At 65.9% G+C, this 17,494-nt stretch carries 19 protein-coding genes; 8 read left to right on the top strand and 11 right to left on the bottom strand.

The features are described from left to right. Positions 1 to 3 precede the first annotated feature (3 nt). Positions 4 to 597: a TetR/AcrR family transcriptional regulator gene (locus tag ACQPYR_RS26285; protein ID WP_433621611.1), complete on the top strand. Its 594-nt coding sequence runs from the start codon at positions 4 to 6 to the stop codon at positions 595 to 597. A gap of 31 nt (positions 598 to 628) precedes the next feature. Here ACQPYR_RS26285 and ACQPYR_RS26290 read toward each other — a convergent pair whose 3' ends face one another. Next, on the bottom strand, positions 629 to 1,282 hold the full coding sequence (locus tag ACQPYR_RS26290; protein WP_433621612.1) for an HAD family hydrolase: 654 nt from the start codon (positions 1,280 to 1,282) through the stop codon (positions 629 to 631). A gap of 245 nt (positions 1,283 to 1,527) precedes the next feature. Between ACQPYR_RS26290 and ACQPYR_RS26295 the strand changes: the two genes are divergently transcribed. Beyond that, positions 1,528 to 2,193: a PaaI family thioesterase gene (locus tag ACQPYR_RS26295; RefSeq protein ID WP_433621613.1), complete on the top strand. Its 666-nt coding sequence runs from the start codon at positions 1,528 to 1,530 to the stop codon at positions 2,191 to 2,193. Positions 2,194 to 2,232: 39 nt separating this feature from the next. Here ACQPYR_RS26295 and ACQPYR_RS26300 read toward each other — a convergent pair whose 3' ends face one another. Genes ACQPYR_RS26300 through ACQPYR_RS26310 form a run of 3 tightly spaced genes read right to left on the bottom strand, consistent with a single transcriptional unit; the run spans position 2,233 to position 5,345 of the window. Beyond that, positions 2,233 to 3,396: a sulfotransferase family protein gene (locus tag ACQPYR_RS26300; protein ID WP_433621614.1), complete on the bottom strand. Its 1,164-nt coding sequence runs from the start codon at positions 3,394 to 3,396 to the stop codon at positions 2,233 to 2,235. A 9-nt stretch (positions 3,397 to 3,405) separates the two neighbouring features. After that, positions 3,406 to 4,182 (bottom strand): SDR family oxidoreductase, encoded by a 777-nt coding sequence (locus ACQPYR_RS26305; RefSeq protein WP_433621615.1) that lies wholly within the window; start codon positions 4,180 to 4,182, stop codon positions 3,406 to 3,408. Further along, positions 4,182 to 5,345 (bottom strand): hypothetical protein, encoded by a 1,164-nt coding sequence (locus tag ACQPYR_RS26310; protein WP_433621616.1) that lies wholly within the window; start codon positions 5,343 to 5,345, stop codon positions 4,182 to 4,184. The genes ACQPYR_RS26305 and ACQPYR_RS26310 overlap by 1 nt, the downstream gene beginning before the upstream one ends. 89 nt (positions 5,346 to 5,434) lie before the next feature. Between ACQPYR_RS26310 and ACQPYR_RS26315 the strand changes: the two genes are divergently transcribed. Genes ACQPYR_RS26315 through cysC form a run of 3 tightly spaced genes read left to right on the top strand, consistent with a single transcriptional unit; the run spans position 5,435 to position 9,125 of the window. Beyond that, positions 5,435 to 6,322 (top strand): helix-turn-helix domain-containing protein, encoded by an 888-nt coding sequence (locus tag ACQPYR_RS26315; RefSeq protein ID WP_433621617.1) that lies wholly within the window; start codon positions 5,435 to 5,437, stop codon positions 6,320 to 6,322. A 32-nt stretch (positions 6,323 to 6,354) separates the two neighbouring features. Beyond that, positions 6,355 to 7,287 carry a sulfate adenylyltransferase subunit CysD gene (gene cysD, locus ACQPYR_RS26320; RefSeq protein WP_433621618.1) on the top strand — a complete coding sequence of 311 codons (933 nt, stop codon included), beginning with the start codon at positions 6,355 to 6,357 and terminating at the stop codon, positions 7,285 to 7,287. Beyond that, on the top strand, positions 7,287 to 9,125 hold the full coding sequence (gene cysC, locus ACQPYR_RS26325) for an adenylyl-sulfate kinase (RefSeq protein ID WP_433621619.1): 1,839 nt from the start codon (positions 7,287 to 7,289) through the stop codon (positions 9,123 to 9,125). The genes cysD and cysC overlap by 1 nt, the downstream gene beginning before the upstream one ends. On the opposite strand, the gene ACQPYR_RS26330 is transcribed toward cysC, so the two are convergent. Together ACQPYR_RS26330 and ACQPYR_RS26335 are read right to left on the bottom strand one after the other, a co-directional pair. Then, on the bottom strand, positions 9,122 to 10,051 hold the full coding sequence (locus ACQPYR_RS26330; RefSeq protein ID WP_433621620.1) for a MerR family transcriptional regulator: 930 nt from the start codon (positions 10,049 to 10,051) through the stop codon (positions 9,122 to 9,124). The two genes, cysC and ACQPYR_RS26330, sit on opposite strands and share 4 nt — an antisense overlap. A gap of 58 nt (positions 10,052 to 10,109) precedes the next feature. After that, a complete protein-coding gene (locus tag ACQPYR_RS26335; protein ID WP_433621621.1) occupies positions 10,110 to 11,267 on the bottom strand; it encodes an epoxide hydrolase family protein in 1,158 nt (385 codons plus the stop codon). A gap of 112 nt (positions 11,268 to 11,379) precedes the next feature. On the opposite strand from ACQPYR_RS26335, the gene ACQPYR_RS26340 reads away from it, so the two are divergent. From ACQPYR_RS26340 to ACQPYR_RS26350, 3 genes are all read left to right on the top strand, one after another. Beyond that, complete coding sequence (locus ACQPYR_RS26340; RefSeq protein ID WP_433621622.1) at positions 11,380 to 14,202, top strand: helix-turn-helix transcriptional regulator; 2,823 nt, start codon at positions 11,380 to 11,382, stop codon at positions 14,200 to 14,202. A 67-nt stretch (positions 14,203 to 14,269) separates the two neighbouring features. Further along, positions 14,270 to 14,791 (top strand): AAA family ATPase, encoded by a 522-nt coding sequence (locus ACQPYR_RS26345; RefSeq protein WP_433621623.1) that lies wholly within the window; start codon positions 14,270 to 14,272, stop codon positions 14,789 to 14,791. Between the two features lie 10 nt (positions 14,792 to 14,801). Next, entirely contained in the window at positions 14,802 to 15,008 is a 207-nt protein-coding gene (locus ACQPYR_RS26350; protein WP_433621624.1) for a hypothetical protein, read from the top strand. A gap of 185 nt (positions 15,009 to 15,193) precedes the next feature. Here ACQPYR_RS26350 and ACQPYR_RS26355 read toward each other — a convergent pair whose 3' ends face one another. The 5 genes from ACQPYR_RS26355 to ACQPYR_RS26375 all read right to left on the bottom strand — a co-directional run bounded on the left by ACQPYR_RS26355 (position 15,194) and on the right by ACQPYR_RS26375 (position 17,385). Next, positions 15,194 to 15,406 (bottom strand): hypothetical protein, encoded by a 213-nt coding sequence (locus ACQPYR_RS26355; RefSeq protein WP_157110378.1) that lies wholly within the window; start codon positions 15,404 to 15,406, stop codon positions 15,194 to 15,196. An 11-nt stretch (positions 15,407 to 15,417) separates the two neighbouring features. Next, positions 15,418 to 15,861, bottom strand: coding sequence for a hypothetical protein (locus tag ACQPYR_RS26360; RefSeq protein WP_433621625.1), 444 nt, complete (start codon positions 15,859 to 15,861; stop codon positions 15,418 to 15,420). Between the two features lie 134 nt (positions 15,862 to 15,995). Then, the gene (locus ACQPYR_RS26365) at positions 15,996 to 16,334 is read right to left on the bottom strand and encodes a hypothetical protein (RefSeq protein WP_433621626.1); all 339 of its coding nucleotides are present in this window, start codon (positions 16,332 to 16,334) and stop codon (positions 15,996 to 15,998) included. A gap of 461 nt (positions 16,335 to 16,795) precedes the next feature. Then, positions 16,796 to 17,053 carry a hypothetical protein gene (locus tag ACQPYR_RS26370; protein WP_433621627.1) on the bottom strand — a complete coding sequence of 86 codons (258 nt, stop codon included), beginning with the start codon at positions 17,051 to 17,053 and terminating at the stop codon, positions 16,796 to 16,798. Positions 17,054 to 17,058: 5 nt separating this feature from the next. Beyond that, positions 17,059 to 17,385: a hypothetical protein gene (locus ACQPYR_RS26375; protein ID WP_433621628.1), complete on the bottom strand. Its 327-nt coding sequence runs from the start codon at positions 17,383 to 17,385 to the stop codon at positions 17,059 to 17,061. Positions 17,386 to 17,494 lie beyond the last annotated feature (109 nt).

Below are 17,494 nucleotides of genomic sequence, written 5' to 3' on the forward strand. Positions count from 1 at the left end.
TAGATGGCGCCTCCCCGCAAGCACGACACCGACGTGATCCTCGACGCAGCGCGCACCCTCGTGCTCACCGACGGTCCCCGCGCCGCCAGCGTCGCGGCGATCGCGGCGGCAAGTGGTGCACCCGTCGGCACGCTCTATCACCGTTTCGGCAACCGCAACGGTGTGCTGACGGCGGCCTGGCTGCGTGCGCTCGAACGCTTCCAGGACCGAGTCAAGGCCGCAGCCGCCGAATCGGACCCGGTCGAGGCCGGTGTCGCGATGGCCGTGGCGAGCGTTCACTTCGCTCGCGAATTACCAGACGACGCAAAGCTTTTGCTGAACCTGCGCCCCAGCGATCTACTCGACGGCGGACCGGATGCGGAATTCCGTGCCCGCCTCGACCAGATGAACGCACCGCTCATCGACCACCTGCGCAGCATCGCAGTCGCCCGCTTCGGCCGCGACGGCGACCGCGAAATCGACGCCGTCAGCCGGGCCGTAGTCGACCTCCCCTACGCCGCCCTGCGCCGCCACGCCCATGCCCCTGCCCTCCCCGCCTGGCTCGAAGCCGACCTCACCGCCGCCGCCCGCGCCCTGCTCGAGTCCTATCACCCATGACACCGCACCTGTTGGCAAAGCCGCGATGGAGTTACTCCCCGGCGACGAGTTCGGGGGTGAGTTTGTCGAGGGTGTCGATCACCTCGGCGGCCAGGGCCAGGGCGTCCGGGGCGGGTGGGTATTCCGGGCGCGGGGCCGCGATAACGCGCATCCCCGCGGCATGCGCCGCCCGCAGTCCGTTGCTCGAATCCTCGACGGCCGCGCATTCGGTGGACTTGTGCCGTAGGAAGGCGGCCGTCGCCACGTACACATCGGGGGCGGGCTTACCTCGATCGACCTCCTCGGTCGAGAAGGTGACGCCGAAGAATTCGATCAGACCGGTGCGGCCGAGCACGGTGTCGATCAGGCTCCGTGGCGACGAACTGGCCACCGCGAGCGGCCAGTGTTCGCTGATGCGCTGCACCGCCTCGACCGCCCCCGGCAGCAGCGGCACCGATTGCTCGTACTGCTGCGCCATGCGATCGATCACATCGTTGGCCACGGTATCCGGCGGCGCACCCACTCCGAGTTCACCGCTGAGGTAGTCCGACCACTCCCCCGTACTCATCCCCATCAGCCGCTGCTGCGTATCGGGTAGCCAGCGCCCGCCCCGCTCCGCCACATACGCGCGGCGCACCTGCTCCCACACCGGCTCCGAGTCGATCAGAACACCGTCCATATCGAAGACAACAGCCGCAATGTGCATATGGGACAAAGCCTTTCGCCGGGCAACACCGTTCGGCGACGACCCGATGGCCGACCCATCGACCCGCCCCGCGGTGGGGGTTTCGGAAGACCTGATGAACAACGAGTACTCCACACTAGGCCAGGCAACCCTGCCCTCGCATCCCACCACTATTTCACCGCCCCATTCGGCGGCTTCGCCCGATTCCAGCACATCACGCGGCCCCGCCGAACGAGCATTCGAGCGGCAACCGATAACGTGTTCTTATGAACGAAGAGCAGGTCGGCAACTCGCTGCCGAGCGAGGAGCACCACGAGGGCGGGTTCCGGCCGATGTCGGAGCTGATCGAGCTGGACGACCTGGATATTTCGCGCGGCGGCCCGCACTACGGCGCATTCATCGAAGAGGTGCGCCGTCTGATGGATCGGGCCCGGCTGGCCTGTCCGACCGACGAGCTCGCGCTGGAGACGATCGGCGTCCTCAAACAGCTCAACGACAAGCTGGACGCCGCGATTGTCGACGAATGGTCCGCGCCGACCTGGACCCGGGCCGACCTGCCGTCCCGCGGCAATATCACCCTCCCGCCGTTCGTCGTCGACAAGGCGAGCCGCGACGGCGTCGATGCCCGCATCACCTTCCGCACCTTCCACCTGGGCGGCAATAGGGCCGCCCACGGCGGACAGGTCGCGGTCGCTTTCGACGACCTGCTCGGTATGGCCGCGGCAATGCACGCGGGCGAGGTGACCCGCACCGCTTCGCTGACCATCGACTACCGCTCCATCACTCCGCTCGACACCGAACTGCGGGTGCATGCGTGGACCGAACGGCAGGAGGGCCGCAAGGTCTACGTCCGGGCCACCCTGCACGACGGCGAACGCCTCTGCGCCGAGGCACAGGGGCTGTTCATCGTGCTCAAACCGGGACAGCAGTGAGTGCCGAGATCAGGTGATCGCACCTGATCTCGGATGTCCCTAGCTCGTCGGGAAGTGTTTGTCGCGGTATTCGGCGAAGCGGTCGTCGACCTGATCCGCACTGAGGCCGAAGTCCTCGAGCGTGTAGCGATGCACCGGACGGGCCGCGCCCGCGGTGCTTTCCGCATGCAATGCCGTCATCGCCGCTTCGGCCTCGGAGCTCAGGGCGATATCGAAGTGTCGGTAGATCGATCCGACGGTGCCGATCGGGTCGGCGAGGAAATCGTCGTAGTACACATCGCAGAACTGAGCGGCATTGTGCCGCTTGCGATCCGCGAGGAACTTATCCGCTCCCCTGGCCCACAGATCCAACTGTGCGGCACCGACGACCGGACCGCGGAACTTCTCCGACCACCCCGCCGAGGCCTGCTCGTTGAGACTGCACACCGAGGCGATGATGGTGCGCGGATCCCGGTGCATCTGGATCACCAGCGCATCCGGATACACCTCGAAGATCGCGTCCAGCGCGAACAGATGGCTCGGGTTCTTCAATACCCACCGCCGGTCGGCATCGGGCATTCCGATCAACTGCAGGTTGCGCCGATGCCTGCGATAGGCATCGGTCCAATCCTGTTCGCGCAACCATTCGGAATAGCCGGGCAGATAGCCGAGGCATTCGTAGGACACCGACATCAGTGACTGCCGCAGCAGCTGCCAGCACTCCTCCACCTGGTCCGCCGAAATATGGTGCACGCCCATGAATTCCGGATGCTCCACGTGATGCTGCTCGAATGCCGCCTCGATCCGCTGATACACCGGATTGTCCGGCCAGGTCTCGCGCGGCGGTCGCGGCTGCGGCATCTCGGTGAGCCACATTTCCAGGCCCTGATGCGCCGGGTCCGCATTGAGCAGCCGGTGCACCGCCGTGGTACCCGAACGCGGCAGGCCGGTCACGAAGATCGGGCGCTCGATCGCGACCTCGGCATGTTCCGGAAAGCGTTGCCACGCGGCCTCACTCAGCAACCGCGCAATCAGCGCACCGCGCAGGAAGGCCCGGTTGACCTTATTGCCGAAGGGCGTCAGCTCGGCTTCCTTGGCATAGGACTTGAGCAGCACTGCGAGCCCCGCGCGGTAGCCGTCGTCGCCGAAATCGGTCAATCCGACAACCTTGGTCGCCGAGGCGTGCAGATCGTCGATGGTGCCGACGTCGTCTCTGCCGATCACAGTCATCTCCTAGTGGTGGTATTCGCCGCCGTTGACATCCAGGCACGCGCCGGTGATCGCCCGCGCCAGATGCGAGGCGAAGAAGACCACGGCGTCGGCGATCTCATCGGGTTCGGGCAGCTTGCGCAGATCGATGGTCTCGGCCGTTTCGGCGTACACCTCTTCGGGGGTGATCCCGCGCTGTTTGGCCTGATAGTTGAAGTACCACTTCAGGTTGTCGGCCCAGATATAGCCGGGCGCAATGGTATTCACCCGAATGCCCTGAGGCCCGAGTTCGGTGGCCAGGCTCTGCGCCAGCGCGAGCAGACTCGCCTTGGCCATCTTGTACGGCCCGAAGGTGCGCCGCGAATGCCGCAGCACCGCCGAATTGATCATGACCACCGAGCCCTTGGACGCGGTGAGCGCGGGCACGAACAGACGCGTCAGCCGCAGTGCGGCAAGCACATTCGTCTCGAAACCGGCGCGCACATCATCGAGGTCGACATCGGCCAGATCGGTGATCGGCGGAATCGCGAAGGCATTGTTCACCAGGGTGTCGACATGACCGAAGGCGCTCTGTGCCGTCTCGACCAGATTCGTCGCGGCCGCTTCATCATTGATATCGGTAGGCACCACCACCGCGCGCCTGCCGAGTTCGGTGATCTCCTTGGCCACCTCGGTCAGCCGCGATTCAGTCCGCGAGGCCAGCACCACATCGGCACCGGCGCGCGCACTCTGCACCGCGATGGCCCGGCCGAGCCCCGGACCGACTCCGGAGACAACAACCACTTTGTCCTGCAACAACATCAGCCGAGCATCCTTTCCGCCACGGCAACCTGACGCGCCGCGATCCGCGCCTTCCATTCTTCGGGCGTGACCCGAGCTTCCTGGTAGTACGGCAGCCGCTCGGGCAATTCGGCGACCGATACCACCTCCACCCTCGGCCCGTCCTCGGGCTTCAGATCCCGCGACAGCTGTTGCCAGCGGAACTGCAGGTACCCGCGCGCGTGCCCGGTGCGCTCGATCCAGTTGGTCAGTCCGGGGTCGCGCTCGCTGATGACCAGCCGGATCATCCCGTCCGGATCCGCGCGCGCCTGGTCGGCGGTAAGGCTGGTCTGGTGGTTGATGTAGTCCAGCGACAGGTACCACATGCTGCCGAGTTGGAAACCCTGGTACGGCGCATCCGATTTCGGCACGGTGAGGATCATCGCTTGATCGTCGTCGAGTTCGTAGTGGCCGACGGAGGAGAACTGGGTGGTGAGCCCGCCCGGAGTGGAGCGCGGTTCGGTCATCGTGTTGACCGGCAGGTTGAGATAGAACCACTTCGGGAACGCCAGGAAGGTATTCAGCCGCGAGACCAGCATTTTCCCGGCGATGTCGTACCGCTTGCCCATCAGGTCCCTGGTCGGCGGCGGCGGTGCGTCACCGATCCGGTCCACCCGCTGGATGCGGATCGTGCCGGACTTCTCGGTGGCCCAGTCGCTGTGTACCTCACGCACCACGAGCATCGCGGAGTCGGGCGCGAGATGAACATAGCCGCGGCGCGCCTCGCCCGGTCCGAGACGGAGCTCGTAGGACCCGTCGGCCGCGATATCGAGGGCGCGGGCGTCGAAGGCGGTCTCGCTGTCGGGGACGTCCACCGGCGAGTAGTTGCCGTTGAGCACCTGGAAGCTGAGGTCACGAGTGGTGCCGCGGGTTCCGGTCACCACATACTCGGCGTCGGGACGCAGATACGAATGGAAGTAGAGGGTGTCCGGGTTGTCCAGACCCATCTTCGTATACGGGCCGGTGGACATGACGAAGAACGGGAAGTCCCGCTCGAAGGCCCATGCCATCTGGATGGAGGCGCGAATACTGCCCGCGAGGTAGTCGTAGCCTTCGACGAGGTCCTGTTCGGTTCGAATATGCGGTGCGCCGGTGATGATTTCCTCGGCGGCGGCGATGGCTTCCGCGAACGGCTGTGTCAGCAAGATGCTTCTCCGAAGTAGCTGTTCCAAATATGTACCGCTCTGGTACATTTCGATATGAGCAAGATTAGAACCTGTTCTAGGAGTTGTCCATGGTTGCCCGCAGATCCGCCCCGACCGCACGGGTGGTCCAAGTGCTGGATTTCTTCGTCGAGCGGCGCGGCAAACGCTTCGGACTCTCCGAACTGGCCCGCGAACTCGATCTGGCCAAACCGACCTGCCTGGGCATCCTCACCGAACTGACCGCGGGCGGCTATCTCATGCGTGACGCGAACACCCGCACCTATGGCCTCGGACCTGCACTTATCGCCGCGGGCCGGGTCGCGCAGGACAGCTTCGCCATCGCCGCCATCGCGCGCGCCGAGCTGGAGAAACTCACCGCGCTCTACCGCACCACCTGCACCGCATCGGCCGTGGTCGGCGAGCAGATCATGGTGCTGGAGAGCACCGGCCCGGGCCTGGTCAAGGTGGGTGCGGCCTACCATTTCGCACCGCCGGTGGGTCTGATGTACGTGCTCTGGGATACCGACGCGGCCTTCGACGCGTGGTTGCGCAAGCCGCCGACGGTGCCGCTGCGCCAGGACGAGGCCCGGCTGCGCCGGATCGTCGCGGAGTGCCGCGAGCGCGGCTACCTGGTCGAAAGCCTGACCGCGGCCGGTCGGCGACTGTACGCTTTGCTGGCCGGGGTCGCGGCCAGCGACCTGCCCAATGAGGTGCGCGAACTCGTCGGCGAACTGGTGACCAGCCTCGGGGAGCGGGTCTATCTCGGCACTGATCTGCGCCCGCGCAAGGAACATCCGGTCAGCCTGCTCGCGGCTCCCACCTACGGCGGCGACGGCAGGCAGAACATGGTGCTGACCATGTACGTCGGAGCCTCCATCACCGGCGCCGAGATCGACCGTCGCGGAACCGCACTCATCGCGGCCGCGGATCGGGTGACCGCCGAATCCGGGGGTCACAAGCCGGATTCGAACCATTGACCAATCACCGAAACGTGTTCTAGTTTTGGGGCGTGAGCCAGTACGCGAAGTCGACGGCGAGCACCTACGAGCTGCCTCATCTCGAGGCGCTCGAGGCCGAGTCGGCACATATATTCCGGGAAGTCGCCGCCACCTTCGAACGGCCGGTGCTGCTGTTCTCCGGCGGCAAGGATTCGGTGGTCATGCTGCACCTGGCGGCCAAGGCCTTCTGGCCGGCGCCGCTGCCGTTCCCGGTGCTGCATATCGATACCGGACACAATTTCGACGAGGTCATCGAATACCGCGACCGCACGGTCGAGCGGCTCGGACTGCGACTGGTGGTCGGCAGCGTGCAGGACGATATCGACGCGGGCCGGGTGAAGGAGGAGAGCGGACCACGCGCCTCCCGAAACCGTTTGCAGACAGCCACTTTGCTGCGTTCGATCCGCGCGGGCGGATATGACGCGGTATTCGGCGGCGCGCGCCGCGACGAGGAGAAGGCGCGCGCCAAGGAGCGCGTGTTCAGCTTCCGTGACGAATACGGGCAGTGGGATCCGCGCAATCAGCGACCGGAGCTGTGGAATCTCTACAACGGTCGGCACAGCAAGGGCGAACACATACGAGTGTTCCCGCTGTCGAATTGGACCGAGCTCGATATCTGGCATTACATCGCCGCCGAGGACATCGAGCTGCCGCCGCTGTACTACGCGCACCGCCGAAAGGTGGTGCAGCGCGACGGAATGTTGTTGGCGCACACACGATTTCTCACCCTGCTCGATGGTGAGCAGCCCTATGACAGTACGGTGCGATTCCGGACGGTCGGCGACGCGACCTGCACCGGCTGTGTCGAATCGACCGCGGCGACCCCCGCGGACGTGGTCGCCGAAGTCGCCGCCACCCGAATCACCGAGCGCGGCGCCACCCGCGCCGACGACCGCATTTCCGAGGCAGGCATGGAAGACCGCAAGCGGGAAGGTTACTTCTGATGACGACCACCACCCTGTTGCGCCTGGCCACCGCGGGCAGCGTCGACGACGGTAAGTCGACGCTGATCGGCCGTCTGCTGTTCGACTCCAAGACGATCTTCACCGATCAGCTCGCCGCGGTGGAGGCGACCAGCAAGGCGCGCGGTGACGACTATCCGGATCTAGCTTTGCTCACCGATGGCCTGCGCGCCGAACGCGAACAGGGCATCACCATCGACGTGGCGCACCGCTACTTCGCCACGCCCCGGCGCAAATTCATCATCGCCGACACCCCGGGCCATATCCAGTACACCCGCAATATGGTGACCGGCGCCTCCACCGCCGATCTCGCGCTGATCCTGGTGGACGCACGCAAGGGCATTGTGGAACAGACACGGCGGCACGCCTTTCTGGCCAGCCTGCTCGGCATCCCGCACCTGGTGCTGTGTGTGAACAAGATGGATCTGGCCGGATGGTCGCAGGACCGGTTCGAGGAGATCCGGGAGGAATTCACCGGCTTCGCCACGAAACTCGATGTCACCGATCTGTCCTTCATCCCGATGTCGGCGCTGCACGGCGACAATATCGTGCATCGCGGTGCGAGCATGCCCTGGTACGAGGGCTCGCCCCTGCTGCATCACCTCGAGGAGGTGCATATCGCCTCCGACCGCAACCTCATCGATGCGCGATTCCCGGTGCAATATGTAACCCGCAGGCACGCAACCGATTTCCGTGGTTACGCCGGCACCGTGTCCGGTGGCGTCTTCAAGCCGGGCGACGAAGTCGCGGTACTGCCTTCGGGATTCACCACGACGGTCGAGGCGATCTGGGGTCCGGGCGGGACGCCCGTGGCCGAAGCCTTTCCGCCGCAGGCCGTTACCATCCAGCTCGCCGACCACCTCGACGTTTCTCGTGGCGATCTGATCTGCCGCCCCGCGAACCGGCCCCACGTCGGACGCGATCTGGACGCGATGGTGTGCTGGTTCGCCGAGGATTCCGAACTCACCCCCGGCGCCACCTACACCGTCCGGCACACCACCCGCACCGCGACGGCCGAGGTGCGCACCCTGGACTACCGGCTCGACGTCAATACCCTGCACCGCGACGAGAGCGCGAATTCGTTGTCGCTCAACGAGATCGGACGCATCCAGCTGCGCACACGCCAGCCCCTGCTCTTCGATCCGTACCGCCGCAACCGCACCACCGGCAGCTTCATCCTCGTCGACGACACCACCAACAACACCGTCGCCGCGGGCATGATCACCGGACCGACCCTGCCTTCCTCTCGTGTCGTCTGGCATTCGACCGCCGTCGGCCGCGACGAGCGCCCGACCGCAGGCATGACCGTCTGGTTGACCGGGCTGTCCGGCTCCGGAAAGTCTTCTGTCGCAGTGGAGCTGGAGCGTCGCCTGGTCGCGGCGGGCCGCCCGGCCTTCCTGCTCGACGGTGACAATCTGCGCCACGGCCTCAATGCCGACCTCGGTTTCGGCGCCGCCGACCGCGTCGAAAATATCCGCCGCGTGGGCGAAGTGGCGCGGCTGTTCGCCGAAGCCGGTGTGGTCGCGGTGGTTTCCCTGATCAGTCCCTACGCCGCCGATCGCAACAAGGTTCGTGCCGTGCACGAGGCCGCGGGCATCCCCTTCGTCGAAGTCTTCGTGGATACGCCACTCGAGATCTGCGAAGCCCGCGATCCCAAGGGCATGTACGCCAAGGCCCGTGCCGGTGAGATCCGCGGTTTCACCGGCATCGACGATCCCTACGAGGCACCCACCCGAGCCGAGCTGGTGCTGCGTCCCGAGGACGGCGATCCCGCGGCCATGGCCGCGGCCATCCTCGCCGAGCTGGCGGATCTGGACTAATCGCTCCGCAACGCGGCACCGAACCAGTCGAATACCGGACCGAGGGTCGGCGGGACCGGCCAACCGTTGATGATCGAGAGGAGTTGCCAATAGCGTTCGGCGCGTGGGTCTCCCGCGACCTCCAGGCGGGTCAGCAGCCAGTGCCGTAACTCGGTGTCATCGGGACGGCCGAATGTCGTCGCGTATGCGGCGGTCAGCTCATCGACAATGGGTTGGGCCGCAGCCGAGGACGGCGCTGTTCCAGCTGCGAGCGCCTGGCCGACTCGCTCACGCACGAGTTCGGTCAGGTCGTGGTGCAGGCCGGTGGTGTCGCCTTCGGCGCGCTGCGCGGCCTGGTATTCGGCCATGCGGCGCACCGATGCGCGGAAATCCGGATCTCGGGTGAGTTCGGCGAGTTCCACCCAAGCCCGCACCTGTACGGGTTCGGGGTCGTCGGGCAGTTTCGGCATTGCCGAGCGGATGAGGTCGACGAATTCAGGGTTGGCATCGGTGCCACCGAAGGTGTCTTCGACGAATTCGGTAATGAGGCGGCGCTTTTCGGTGTCGGAGAGTTCGACGAGTTTGTGCATGAGTTCCATCTCCTCGGGCTTCGTGCCCCGCTCGGCTATCGCTCGTAACACCGTGCGCCGCACCCGCAGTGTGCTGATCTGGAACTCCAGCGCATCGGCATGTGCGGCCGCGACCTCGGGCACCGTCAATTTGCGATCGAGCACCTGTCGGATGGCGGGCAGATCGATGCCGAGTTCGCGCAGGGTGCGCACCAGTTGCAGGCGGGCGAGCGCAGCGTCGTCGTAGAGCCGGTAACCGGCGGGGCTGTGGGTGGTCGGCGGCACGACACCGGTATCGGCGTAGAAGCGGATGGTCTTGACCGAGAGGCCGGTCCGTTCGGCCATCGTGCCGATCGGATAAAGCGTGTCGCCGTCCATACCCCTACCCTCCCGTCTCCACTTGGTGGAGACGCAAATCCCGGCGTGCTGCTACAGATCAGCCGGTGGTGCGGAAGAACTCGCGGATATCGCCGATGAGCAGGTCGGGGACCTCGAGTGCCGGGAAGTGTCCGCCGGAATAGAACTCCGACCAGTGCGTGATGTTGTGTGCCTTTTCCGCGAAGCGGCGGATCGCGTAGTCACCGTCCTTGAAGACCGCGACACCGGTGGGCACGGTGCCCTTCGGCGCGGGCGCGAACATCGCGGCATCGTGGAACCGCTCGTAGTAGAAGTTGGCCACGCTGCGGGCGGTATCGGTGAACCAATAGATGCTCACATTCGCCAGCATGCGATCCCGATCGATGCCCTGTTCCGGCAGATCGTGCGACTGGTCGATCCACTCCTTGTACTTCTCGACGATCCAGCCGAGCTGACCTGCCGGGGAATCGGCCAGTAACTGCGCGATGGTGTTCGGGCGCGAGCCGTTGAGGTTCATATAGGCCGAGCCGTCCTTCTGGAAGTTCTGCATGCGTGTCAGCCGCTGCTGCTCGGCCTCGGTGAGCGCGGCCATATCGGCCGGATCGCCGGTCGGGAAGGTGACCAGCGCATTGACGTGCACGCCGAGCACATGCGCGCCATCGAGCCGGGCCAGCCGCGGGGCGAGAAACGCACCGTGATCGCCACCGTGCACCCCGTACCGGTCGTAGCCAAGGCGAGCCATCAGCTCAGCCAGCGCCGCCGCGACCCGGCCGTCGTGCCGGCCCGCCTCGGTGATCGGACCGGAGAAGCCGTGCCCCGGCAGCGAGGGAATGACCAGGTGGAAGGCGGGCGCGTCGGCGTGACCATGCGCCTTCGGATCGGTCAGCGGGCCGATCAGGTCCAAGAAGTCGACCACCGAGCTGGGCCAGCCGTGCAGCAACAGCAGCGGGGTGGCATCGGCTTCGGCGGCCCGCACGTGCAGACAGTGCACATCCTGCCCGTCGATGGTGGTGCTGAACTGTGGGTATTCGTTGAGCTCCGCCTCGACCGCGCGCCAGTCGAACTTCTCGGCCCAGTAACCGGCGAGTTCGCGCAGGTAGGCGGTGGGCACGCCGCGCTCCCAGCCGGTGCCGGGCAGGTCGTCGATCCAGCGGGTGCGGGCCAGCCGCTCGCGCAGATCGTCGATATCGGCCTGGGGGATCTCGATGCGGAAGGGGCGGATGTCGTTGTTCGTCATGCGATCGACTCTGCTGGTAACAGGGGTGCCGACGAATCACGAGAATTCGTTATCTTCGGGGTCCCGGATCTTTACGTTGGCGCCGGGCCCATCGTCCAGGCATGATCGCGTGGTGTCGAGCGTTCCCGACCGCGGTGCCTTCGTCGGGCGAGCAGCAGAGATCTCCGCGCTCCGGCGTGCGTACCACGACGAGTCGGTGCATACCCTGCTCATCGCCGGTGAGCCCGGTCTCGGCAAGTCGCGGCTGGTCACCGAATTCACCTCGCGGCTCGGCTCGGATGTGCTCGTACTGACGGGCCGGTGTCCGGAGTTCGGCCCGAGCGGGATGCCGTTCGCGCCGTTCGTCATGATCATGCGCGTTCTGGTGCGGCGGATCGGCGTCGACGAGCTGACCGCGCTACTTCCGGTCGCGCGCCCCGCGCTCGCACGCTGGCTGCCCGAGCTGGCAACGCGGACTGGGGCGGCCGAGCCCGAATCGGATCGGATCCGGTTGTTCGGCGAGATCCTCACGGTATTCGAGCAACTGGCGATCTCGCATCCGCTGGTGCTCGTCCTCGAGGATCTGCACTGGGCCGATGATTCGAGCCGCGACCTGCTGGCCTTCCTCATCGCGAATCTCACCCAGCGCGATCTGCTGCTGATCGGCACCTACCGGCCCACCGGTTCGGAACCGCTGCGTCGACTCGTCACCGGGCTGCGACGCGATCCCGGTGTGCGTGTACTGAATCCGGAGCCGCTGACCAAACACGAGGTGGGGCGCCAACTCGCCGCGGTGCTCAACCGCGAACCCGAGCCCGGGTTGGCCAACCGAGTCTTCCAGCGCAGCAAGGGGATTCCACTTTTTGTCGAGGCGCTGGGGCGAGCGCTGCAGGAGGATCCCGACCGCGTACCCGCGGACCTGTCCGACCTGCTGCTCGGCTATCAGGCCGGACTGCCCGAGGACGCCAGGGCGCTGCTGCGACTCGCAGCCACCGCGGGTTCGCCGGTGCGGGCCGGGTTACTGGAATCCGCGACGGACCTGCCCGACGACGCGCTGCACCTGGCACTGCGTCGGCTGACCGACCAGCGGTTACTGCACGCCACCGACACCGGCTACGAGTTCCGGCACAGCCTGATTCGCGATGCCGTCTACGACGATATGCTGCCGATCGAGCGAAAGCGCCTGCACACCAGGCTTTCTCAGGTGCTACTGGCCGAAGACACACTGCATGCCGGTGATCGGCGGATGGGCGAGCTGGCTTACCACGCCTACGCCGCAGGCGATCTGCCACACGCCCTCGTCGCGTCCTGGGGTGCCGTCACGGAATCCGAAGGGGCACAAGGCGAACGCGTGCAGCAGCTGGATCGAGTGCTGGAGCTGTGGGATCGAGTGCCCGACGCGGCGAGGCTGATCGGGGCCGATCGGCTCACCGTGCTGGAACGCATTGTCGAGGCATGCTTTCACGGCAGCATCGTCGAGCGCGGTGTCACGGCGGCCGACGAGGCGCTGGACCTGATGGACGCGGCGGCCGCACCGGAGCGGGCCGCACGCCTGTACTACTACCGGGCAGGTCTGGAGAACCAGAGCAGCAGCGGATCCGTCGACGACCTCACCCGGGCATTGGAGTTATTGCCCGCACAGCCGCCGAGCGTGCTGCGTGGCGAGGTGCTCGCAGCACTGGCCGCATCTCGCGTCTTCAACGGTGACGCCGACGGGGCCGCGCGCGATGCCCGCGCCGCCGTGGACCTCGCCGAGCAGACCGGCACACCAGCGCTCGCCGCGCGCGGCTACGCCTATCAAGGTCTGGCGGCCGTCGCCGGAAATGGTTCCGCCGTTGCGTATTTCGAGCAGGCGCATGCCGCCGCGGACGATCCGCAGACATTGTTGACCGTGGTGCTGTGGGAGTCGGCGGCACTGGTCGCGGCGGGCGAATACCAGGCGGCCATCGACGCGATCCAACAGGGATTGCGAGCCGCCCACGAAACCTTCAGTTTCGCCGATGCCGGGCCCATCCTGTTGGTGAAATGGGCCCAGGCATTGGCCGCGCTCGGACGCTGGCCGGAGGCGCTCGGTCTCATCGACGAATCGCTCACCGAACAACTGCCGCCGCTGAGCAAAGCCGCGCTGCTGCTTTGTCACGCGAGAATCGCACTGGCTCAGGGCTCTTCGGCTGCGGCAACGAGCAGTGCCGATGCCGCCGCGGAACTGTTGAGCGACGGACCGTGGGCGCGCCAATACCAACTCCAATTGCATACGGCGCGAACGGATATCGCAATCGCGGACGGACAATCCGGACGTGCGCGCGAGATCGTCGCCGAAGCGCTGGCAGCCGGCGACCTCATCACCTACCACCATGAGGTGTGGCCGCTGCTCGCGAGCGCAGCCGGGATCGCGGACGTGGACCTCGCATCCACCGCCGACCGCTTGCCGGTGACCACGGCGGTCGATACGGCCTACCGTTCCGTCTTCACCGCCACCAGGGACAACGATCCCGCCACCTGGCACAAGGCCGTATCCACCTGGCGCACCATCGATCAGCGCTACGACCTGGCCCGCAGTCTCCTCGGCGCCGCCCAAGCCGAATTGGCGGTCGGCAATCGCGCCGCCGCCCGCGAGCCCCTGCGCGAAGCCGCCGAAATCGCGGCGGAATTGAGGATGCCGCCGTTGACCGACGCAGCCGAGCAACTGGCCGAGCGCGCCGGGGTCACACTCCAGGTAACCCGGCCGGAACCGTTGAAACAACCGCCCCGCACCTTCGGTTTGACACCACGCGAACTCGACGTATTACGTCTGGTCGCACGGGGATTGAGCAACCGCCAGATCGCGGCCGAGCTGTTCATCAGCGGCAATACCGCGGGCGTACATGTATCGCGCATCCTCACCAAACTCGGTGCCGCGACGCGAACCGAAGCCGCCGCCGTGGCCCGCAAACACGGCCTCATCGAGCCCGACTGAGGCGGCTGTTCGGGACTCGCAGCATGACGCGAACTGCTTCAACCGCCGCTACCACTGGGTCACGCGAATGGTCAACGACCGCAGGGCCAATCACGGACTCACCGCAGCCGACTGGAACGACGCCATGTCCATCGAAGTACGGCCCGCCGGCATAGACCGACGCACCGGGGACGACAGGGCCTGGCTGGAACGCGCCCTCGATCCCGACCTCCTCGTCCTCGGCCCCCTCTACAAGCTCCACCGAATGAACCCGAACGAAGAACAACCCGTCCGAGGCGTCGTCTGGGTACTCGACGGACTCCGCGAACGCTACGGCTTCGCGCTCCTCACAGAAGCGCACGCAGGCAAAGCAACCACCGGTGACGGTCGCCGCAACATGTCACCGATTGGCGCTAGCCTCTGGCTCCGATGGAGCGAATTCGGATTCGGGCTCGCCCGCGCCGCAGAGGACCCTGGCAAAGGGCGCGCCGAAATCGTCGACGTCGTGTCCTGGCGTGGATCCCGAGAAGAGCGCGACTGGCCCTCGAACTTCAGCACTCGCCGATTCTCCCGTGGATGCCCGCAGACCCGGACTACTACGACCAGGTAAGGAAGTCGCAGTGAGCGTCGCGCCACCGCCCAACGACGGGCACACCATCGTCCGCGTCGTCGAAGCCTTCGCGCGCAACTGGCCCCACCTGAAACCGCCGAATTTCCGGGCCGCGGACGTTCTGCCGCTGCTGCACGGCGACGACCGTGAATACGCCGCAGCGTCAGCGCTGTTAGAGGCAGGCCGCGTCTGGTACCCGGACGGAGAACAACCCTGAGACGTTCACCCGACCAGCACTCCGGCTATTCAGCGCAGCCATCGGTCACCACCGGCACCGGAACCTACGTGCGCATCACCTGACACCAGACACGCTCAAACAGCAACGCGCGTCATTCATTTCAGGACTGCGCGGATGGTTGCCAGTCGGTGTGACCGGCTCCCAGCCTTGCTCTCGGTGGGTGATCACGCAGACTTCGGCTCGTAGTCTGCATAACGGCGTGGCGAATTAGCCATCGCCGTTGCGGTGATCTCATCTGCGGCCTTCATCAGCAGGGCAATCGCTGGATGCTTCGGCGTACCCGCGATCGCGTGAAGATCCTCCACAACCGCCTGTATCCGGTCACACAGGTCGCGCGACTTATCCATATCGAGGCCATTGGCCTGACTGTCGGACATGTTCGCCTCTCTCATCTGCTAGGGCATTGACTGGACGGTACCTCGCGCACCGTCGAGTAGTCACTGAACGCGAAGGGTGTCCCCTGAAGGCGGCCGAGGATGCTCACAGCCATTCGCCAGCGCCCCGCGTAGCAGGCGGCGGAGACTTCGTAGGTGGTGAAGCCCGGCGCGCTCGGGGGGATGCTGCTGTCGGTCTTGGAAGAGGCCGTCTCCCATCGCCCGTTGTTGTCGTATTGCAGCGCGAGGGTCAGGGTGTGCTCCTCGGGCGGTGCGTCGCACTGCACCAAGCCTCGCCCGGTGATCTGTGGTGTCAGCACCATCGGCAGGGACCGCGAAAACTCGAACCCGCAGGACTTCGCTGATGCGTTCGCGGGACCGGTGCCGTCGGTCAGGTTGCCCGCGCCCATGGTCAAGACGAGGGAGCACGCCGCGAGCGCTGCTCTGATGATCTTCATTTTCTTTCCTCCATCAGGGATTCCAAGAACACGGCCCGGCCCTCACGCACGAGGGTCGGGCCGCTGCTGTTGTTAGAGCTGCTACTTGTGCCCCTTGGTCACCTCCCTTCAAGCGTCGTTGCGTTGACAGGGAGTTATGCGCCGTCCACGTCGACAAACCGGAACGGGCCGTGCGGTGCGTAGGTTGCTTCGGGGTTCACGGTATTCAGCTCGCACTGCCGCACAAGCCGTTGCGGCACGTCGCCGCCCAAGTGTTCGATGCTCGGCGCGATCACCGCATCGACATCGAGCGCCTGGACCACGTTCACCAACCGCCCCTCCGGGTCGATGGTCTCGGCACTGAACGTCACGGTCTTGGCAAGGTCGTAGCCGAGACGCTTTGCGCGGCTGCGGATTTGAATTTCGTCCCAGTCTTGGGATATCCCCGAGACGTCCTTGCGCAGGTAACCGATCGCGGTAGGTGTTGCCCTCATTGGCTTTCCTCGTTCGTGCTCACGGTGGCGCCGTTGCGCGGCAGGAATTCTCGGTATGGCTGTGCATTGATCAGCGACCGCCCGCGGTCAGTGATCCGCCATCCGACAGGCCGGGGATCGTGCCGTCGCCGATGCACGCCCACAAAGTGGAGGTGGGCATCTCGTGGTAGCGGGCTCTGATGGCGGCGGTGTCTGCGAATTGCACAACCGGCGGCCGCGGGAACGGGTTGCCGCCGGGACCCATGCGTCGATGCACGCCATCGACCAACCGGGATGGTCGCCGACTTGAATGTCGGGTGAGGGCACCCAGGTGTGGGTGCTGTGCCGCCAGGCCGACAGCTTCGACGCGGGTACGCGAGCGACCAGGGCGAACTGGATGAGACCGGAGTAGCGGCGGATTCCGGCGTCGCGCGAGTCCGGCCGGTAAGCGGTGGCCGTCGGCATCCGGCTGGCGGGCATCCTCACTGATCGGCCCACTCGCGGACCGCGTCTGCGATGCGCTCGACCAGCTCGACTGGCAGATCCACGGGCGCTGTCGGCCCGACGAACGGGATACGTTGCGCCAGTGCGGTATCGATGACAGACGCGGCGTCGATGTCGATGAATCCCACCCCAAACGCGGCAGTGGTTTCCAACTCAGGGGTCTCGATGGCGTCGAATTCGTCGACCCATCCATCGTCACCGAGGAATCCGAACGTGCCGTCGCTGAACTCGATCACCCCGCTCACCGGACGGCTTCCCGCGTGGGCTGCAGCTTGCCCGCCTCAGCGCGGATCCAGTAGGCGGTGTTCTTCGCGTCGCAGATCTCGCGGCTGCACTCGAGGTGTTCTTGCAGGACGTAGCCGGCTTCGTCGACGGTGTACCCGCCCGGCGGTGCAGGGTGGATACGCGAGGACTCACTGGTGACTCGTTGGAGGATGTCGGTTGCCGGGACCGCATCGTCCGGGACGGCATCGGAGCCCAGCAGGTAGGGCAGGGCGTAGAAGACGAGCCACAGGAAGAACATCACTGCGGCGGCGACAACCATGGCTGTGACAAGGTCAGCGGGCATTGAACGATACCCCCGGGTACGTAGTTCCGTATTGGTGTGCGCCCGGTGCTGGGGCGGGATACACCCAGCACCGGGTGCCGGTTCTAGCGTCGCCGCCGTTGGGTAGGTC

Source organism: Nocardia sp. CA-120079 (assembly GCF_050955745.1).
Lineage (GTDB): Bacteria > Actinomycetota > Actinomycetes > Mycobacteriales > Mycobacteriaceae > Nocardia.

Excerpts from the sequence above, each read along its gene's own strand:
- ACQPYR_RS26360 (WP_433621625.1), bottom strand. The coding sequence starts at position 15,861 with ATGAAGATCATCAGAGCAGCGCTCGCGGCGTGCTCCCTCGTCTTGACC.
- ACQPYR_RS26345 (WP_433621623.1), top strand. The coding sequence starts at position 14,270 with ATGGTCAACGACCGCAGGGCCAATCACGGACTCACCGCAGCCGACTGG.
- ACQPYR_RS26330 (WP_433621620.1), bottom strand. The coding sequence starts at position 10,051 with ATGGACGGCGACACGCTTTATCCGATCGGCACGATGGCCGAACGGACC.
- ACQPYR_RS26375 (WP_433621628.1), bottom strand. The coding sequence starts at position 17,385 with ATGCCCGCTGACCTTGTCACAGCCATGGTTGTCGCCGCCGCAGTGATG.
- ACQPYR_RS26295 (WP_433621613.1), top strand. The coding sequence starts at position 1,528 with ATGAACGAAGAGCAGGTCGGCAACTCGCTGCCGAGCGAGGAGCACCAC.
- ACQPYR_RS26355 (WP_157110378.1), bottom strand. The coding sequence starts at position 15,406 with ATGTCCGACAGTCAGGCCAATGGCCTCGATATGGATAAGTCGCGCGAC.
- ACQPYR_RS26315 (WP_433621617.1), top strand. The coding sequence starts at position 5,435 with ATGGTTGCCCGCAGATCCGCCCCGACCGCACGGGTGGTCCAAGTGCTG.
- cysC (WP_433621619.1), top strand. The coding sequence starts at position 7,287 with ATGACGACCACCACCCTGTTGCGCCTGGCCACCGCGGGCAGCGTCGAC.
- ACQPYR_RS26335 (WP_433621621.1), bottom strand. The coding sequence starts at position 11,267 with ATGACGAACAACGACATCCGCCCCTTCCGCATCGAGATCCCCCAGGCC.
- ACQPYR_RS26365 (WP_433621626.1), bottom strand. The coding sequence starts at position 16,334 with ATGAGGGCAACACCTACCGCGATCGGTTACCTGCGCAAGGACGTCTCG.
- ACQPYR_RS26285 (WP_433621611.1), top strand. The coding sequence starts at position 4 with ATGGCGCCTCCCCGCAAGCACGACACCGACGTGATCCTCGACGCAGCG.
- ACQPYR_RS26290 (WP_433621612.1), bottom strand. The coding sequence starts at position 1,282 with ATGCACATTGCGGCTGTTGTCTTCGATATGGACGGTGTTCTGATCGAC.
- ACQPYR_RS26305 (WP_433621615.1), bottom strand. The coding sequence starts at position 4,182 with ATGTTGTTGCAGGACAAAGTGGTTGTTGTCTCCGGAGTCGGTCCGGGG.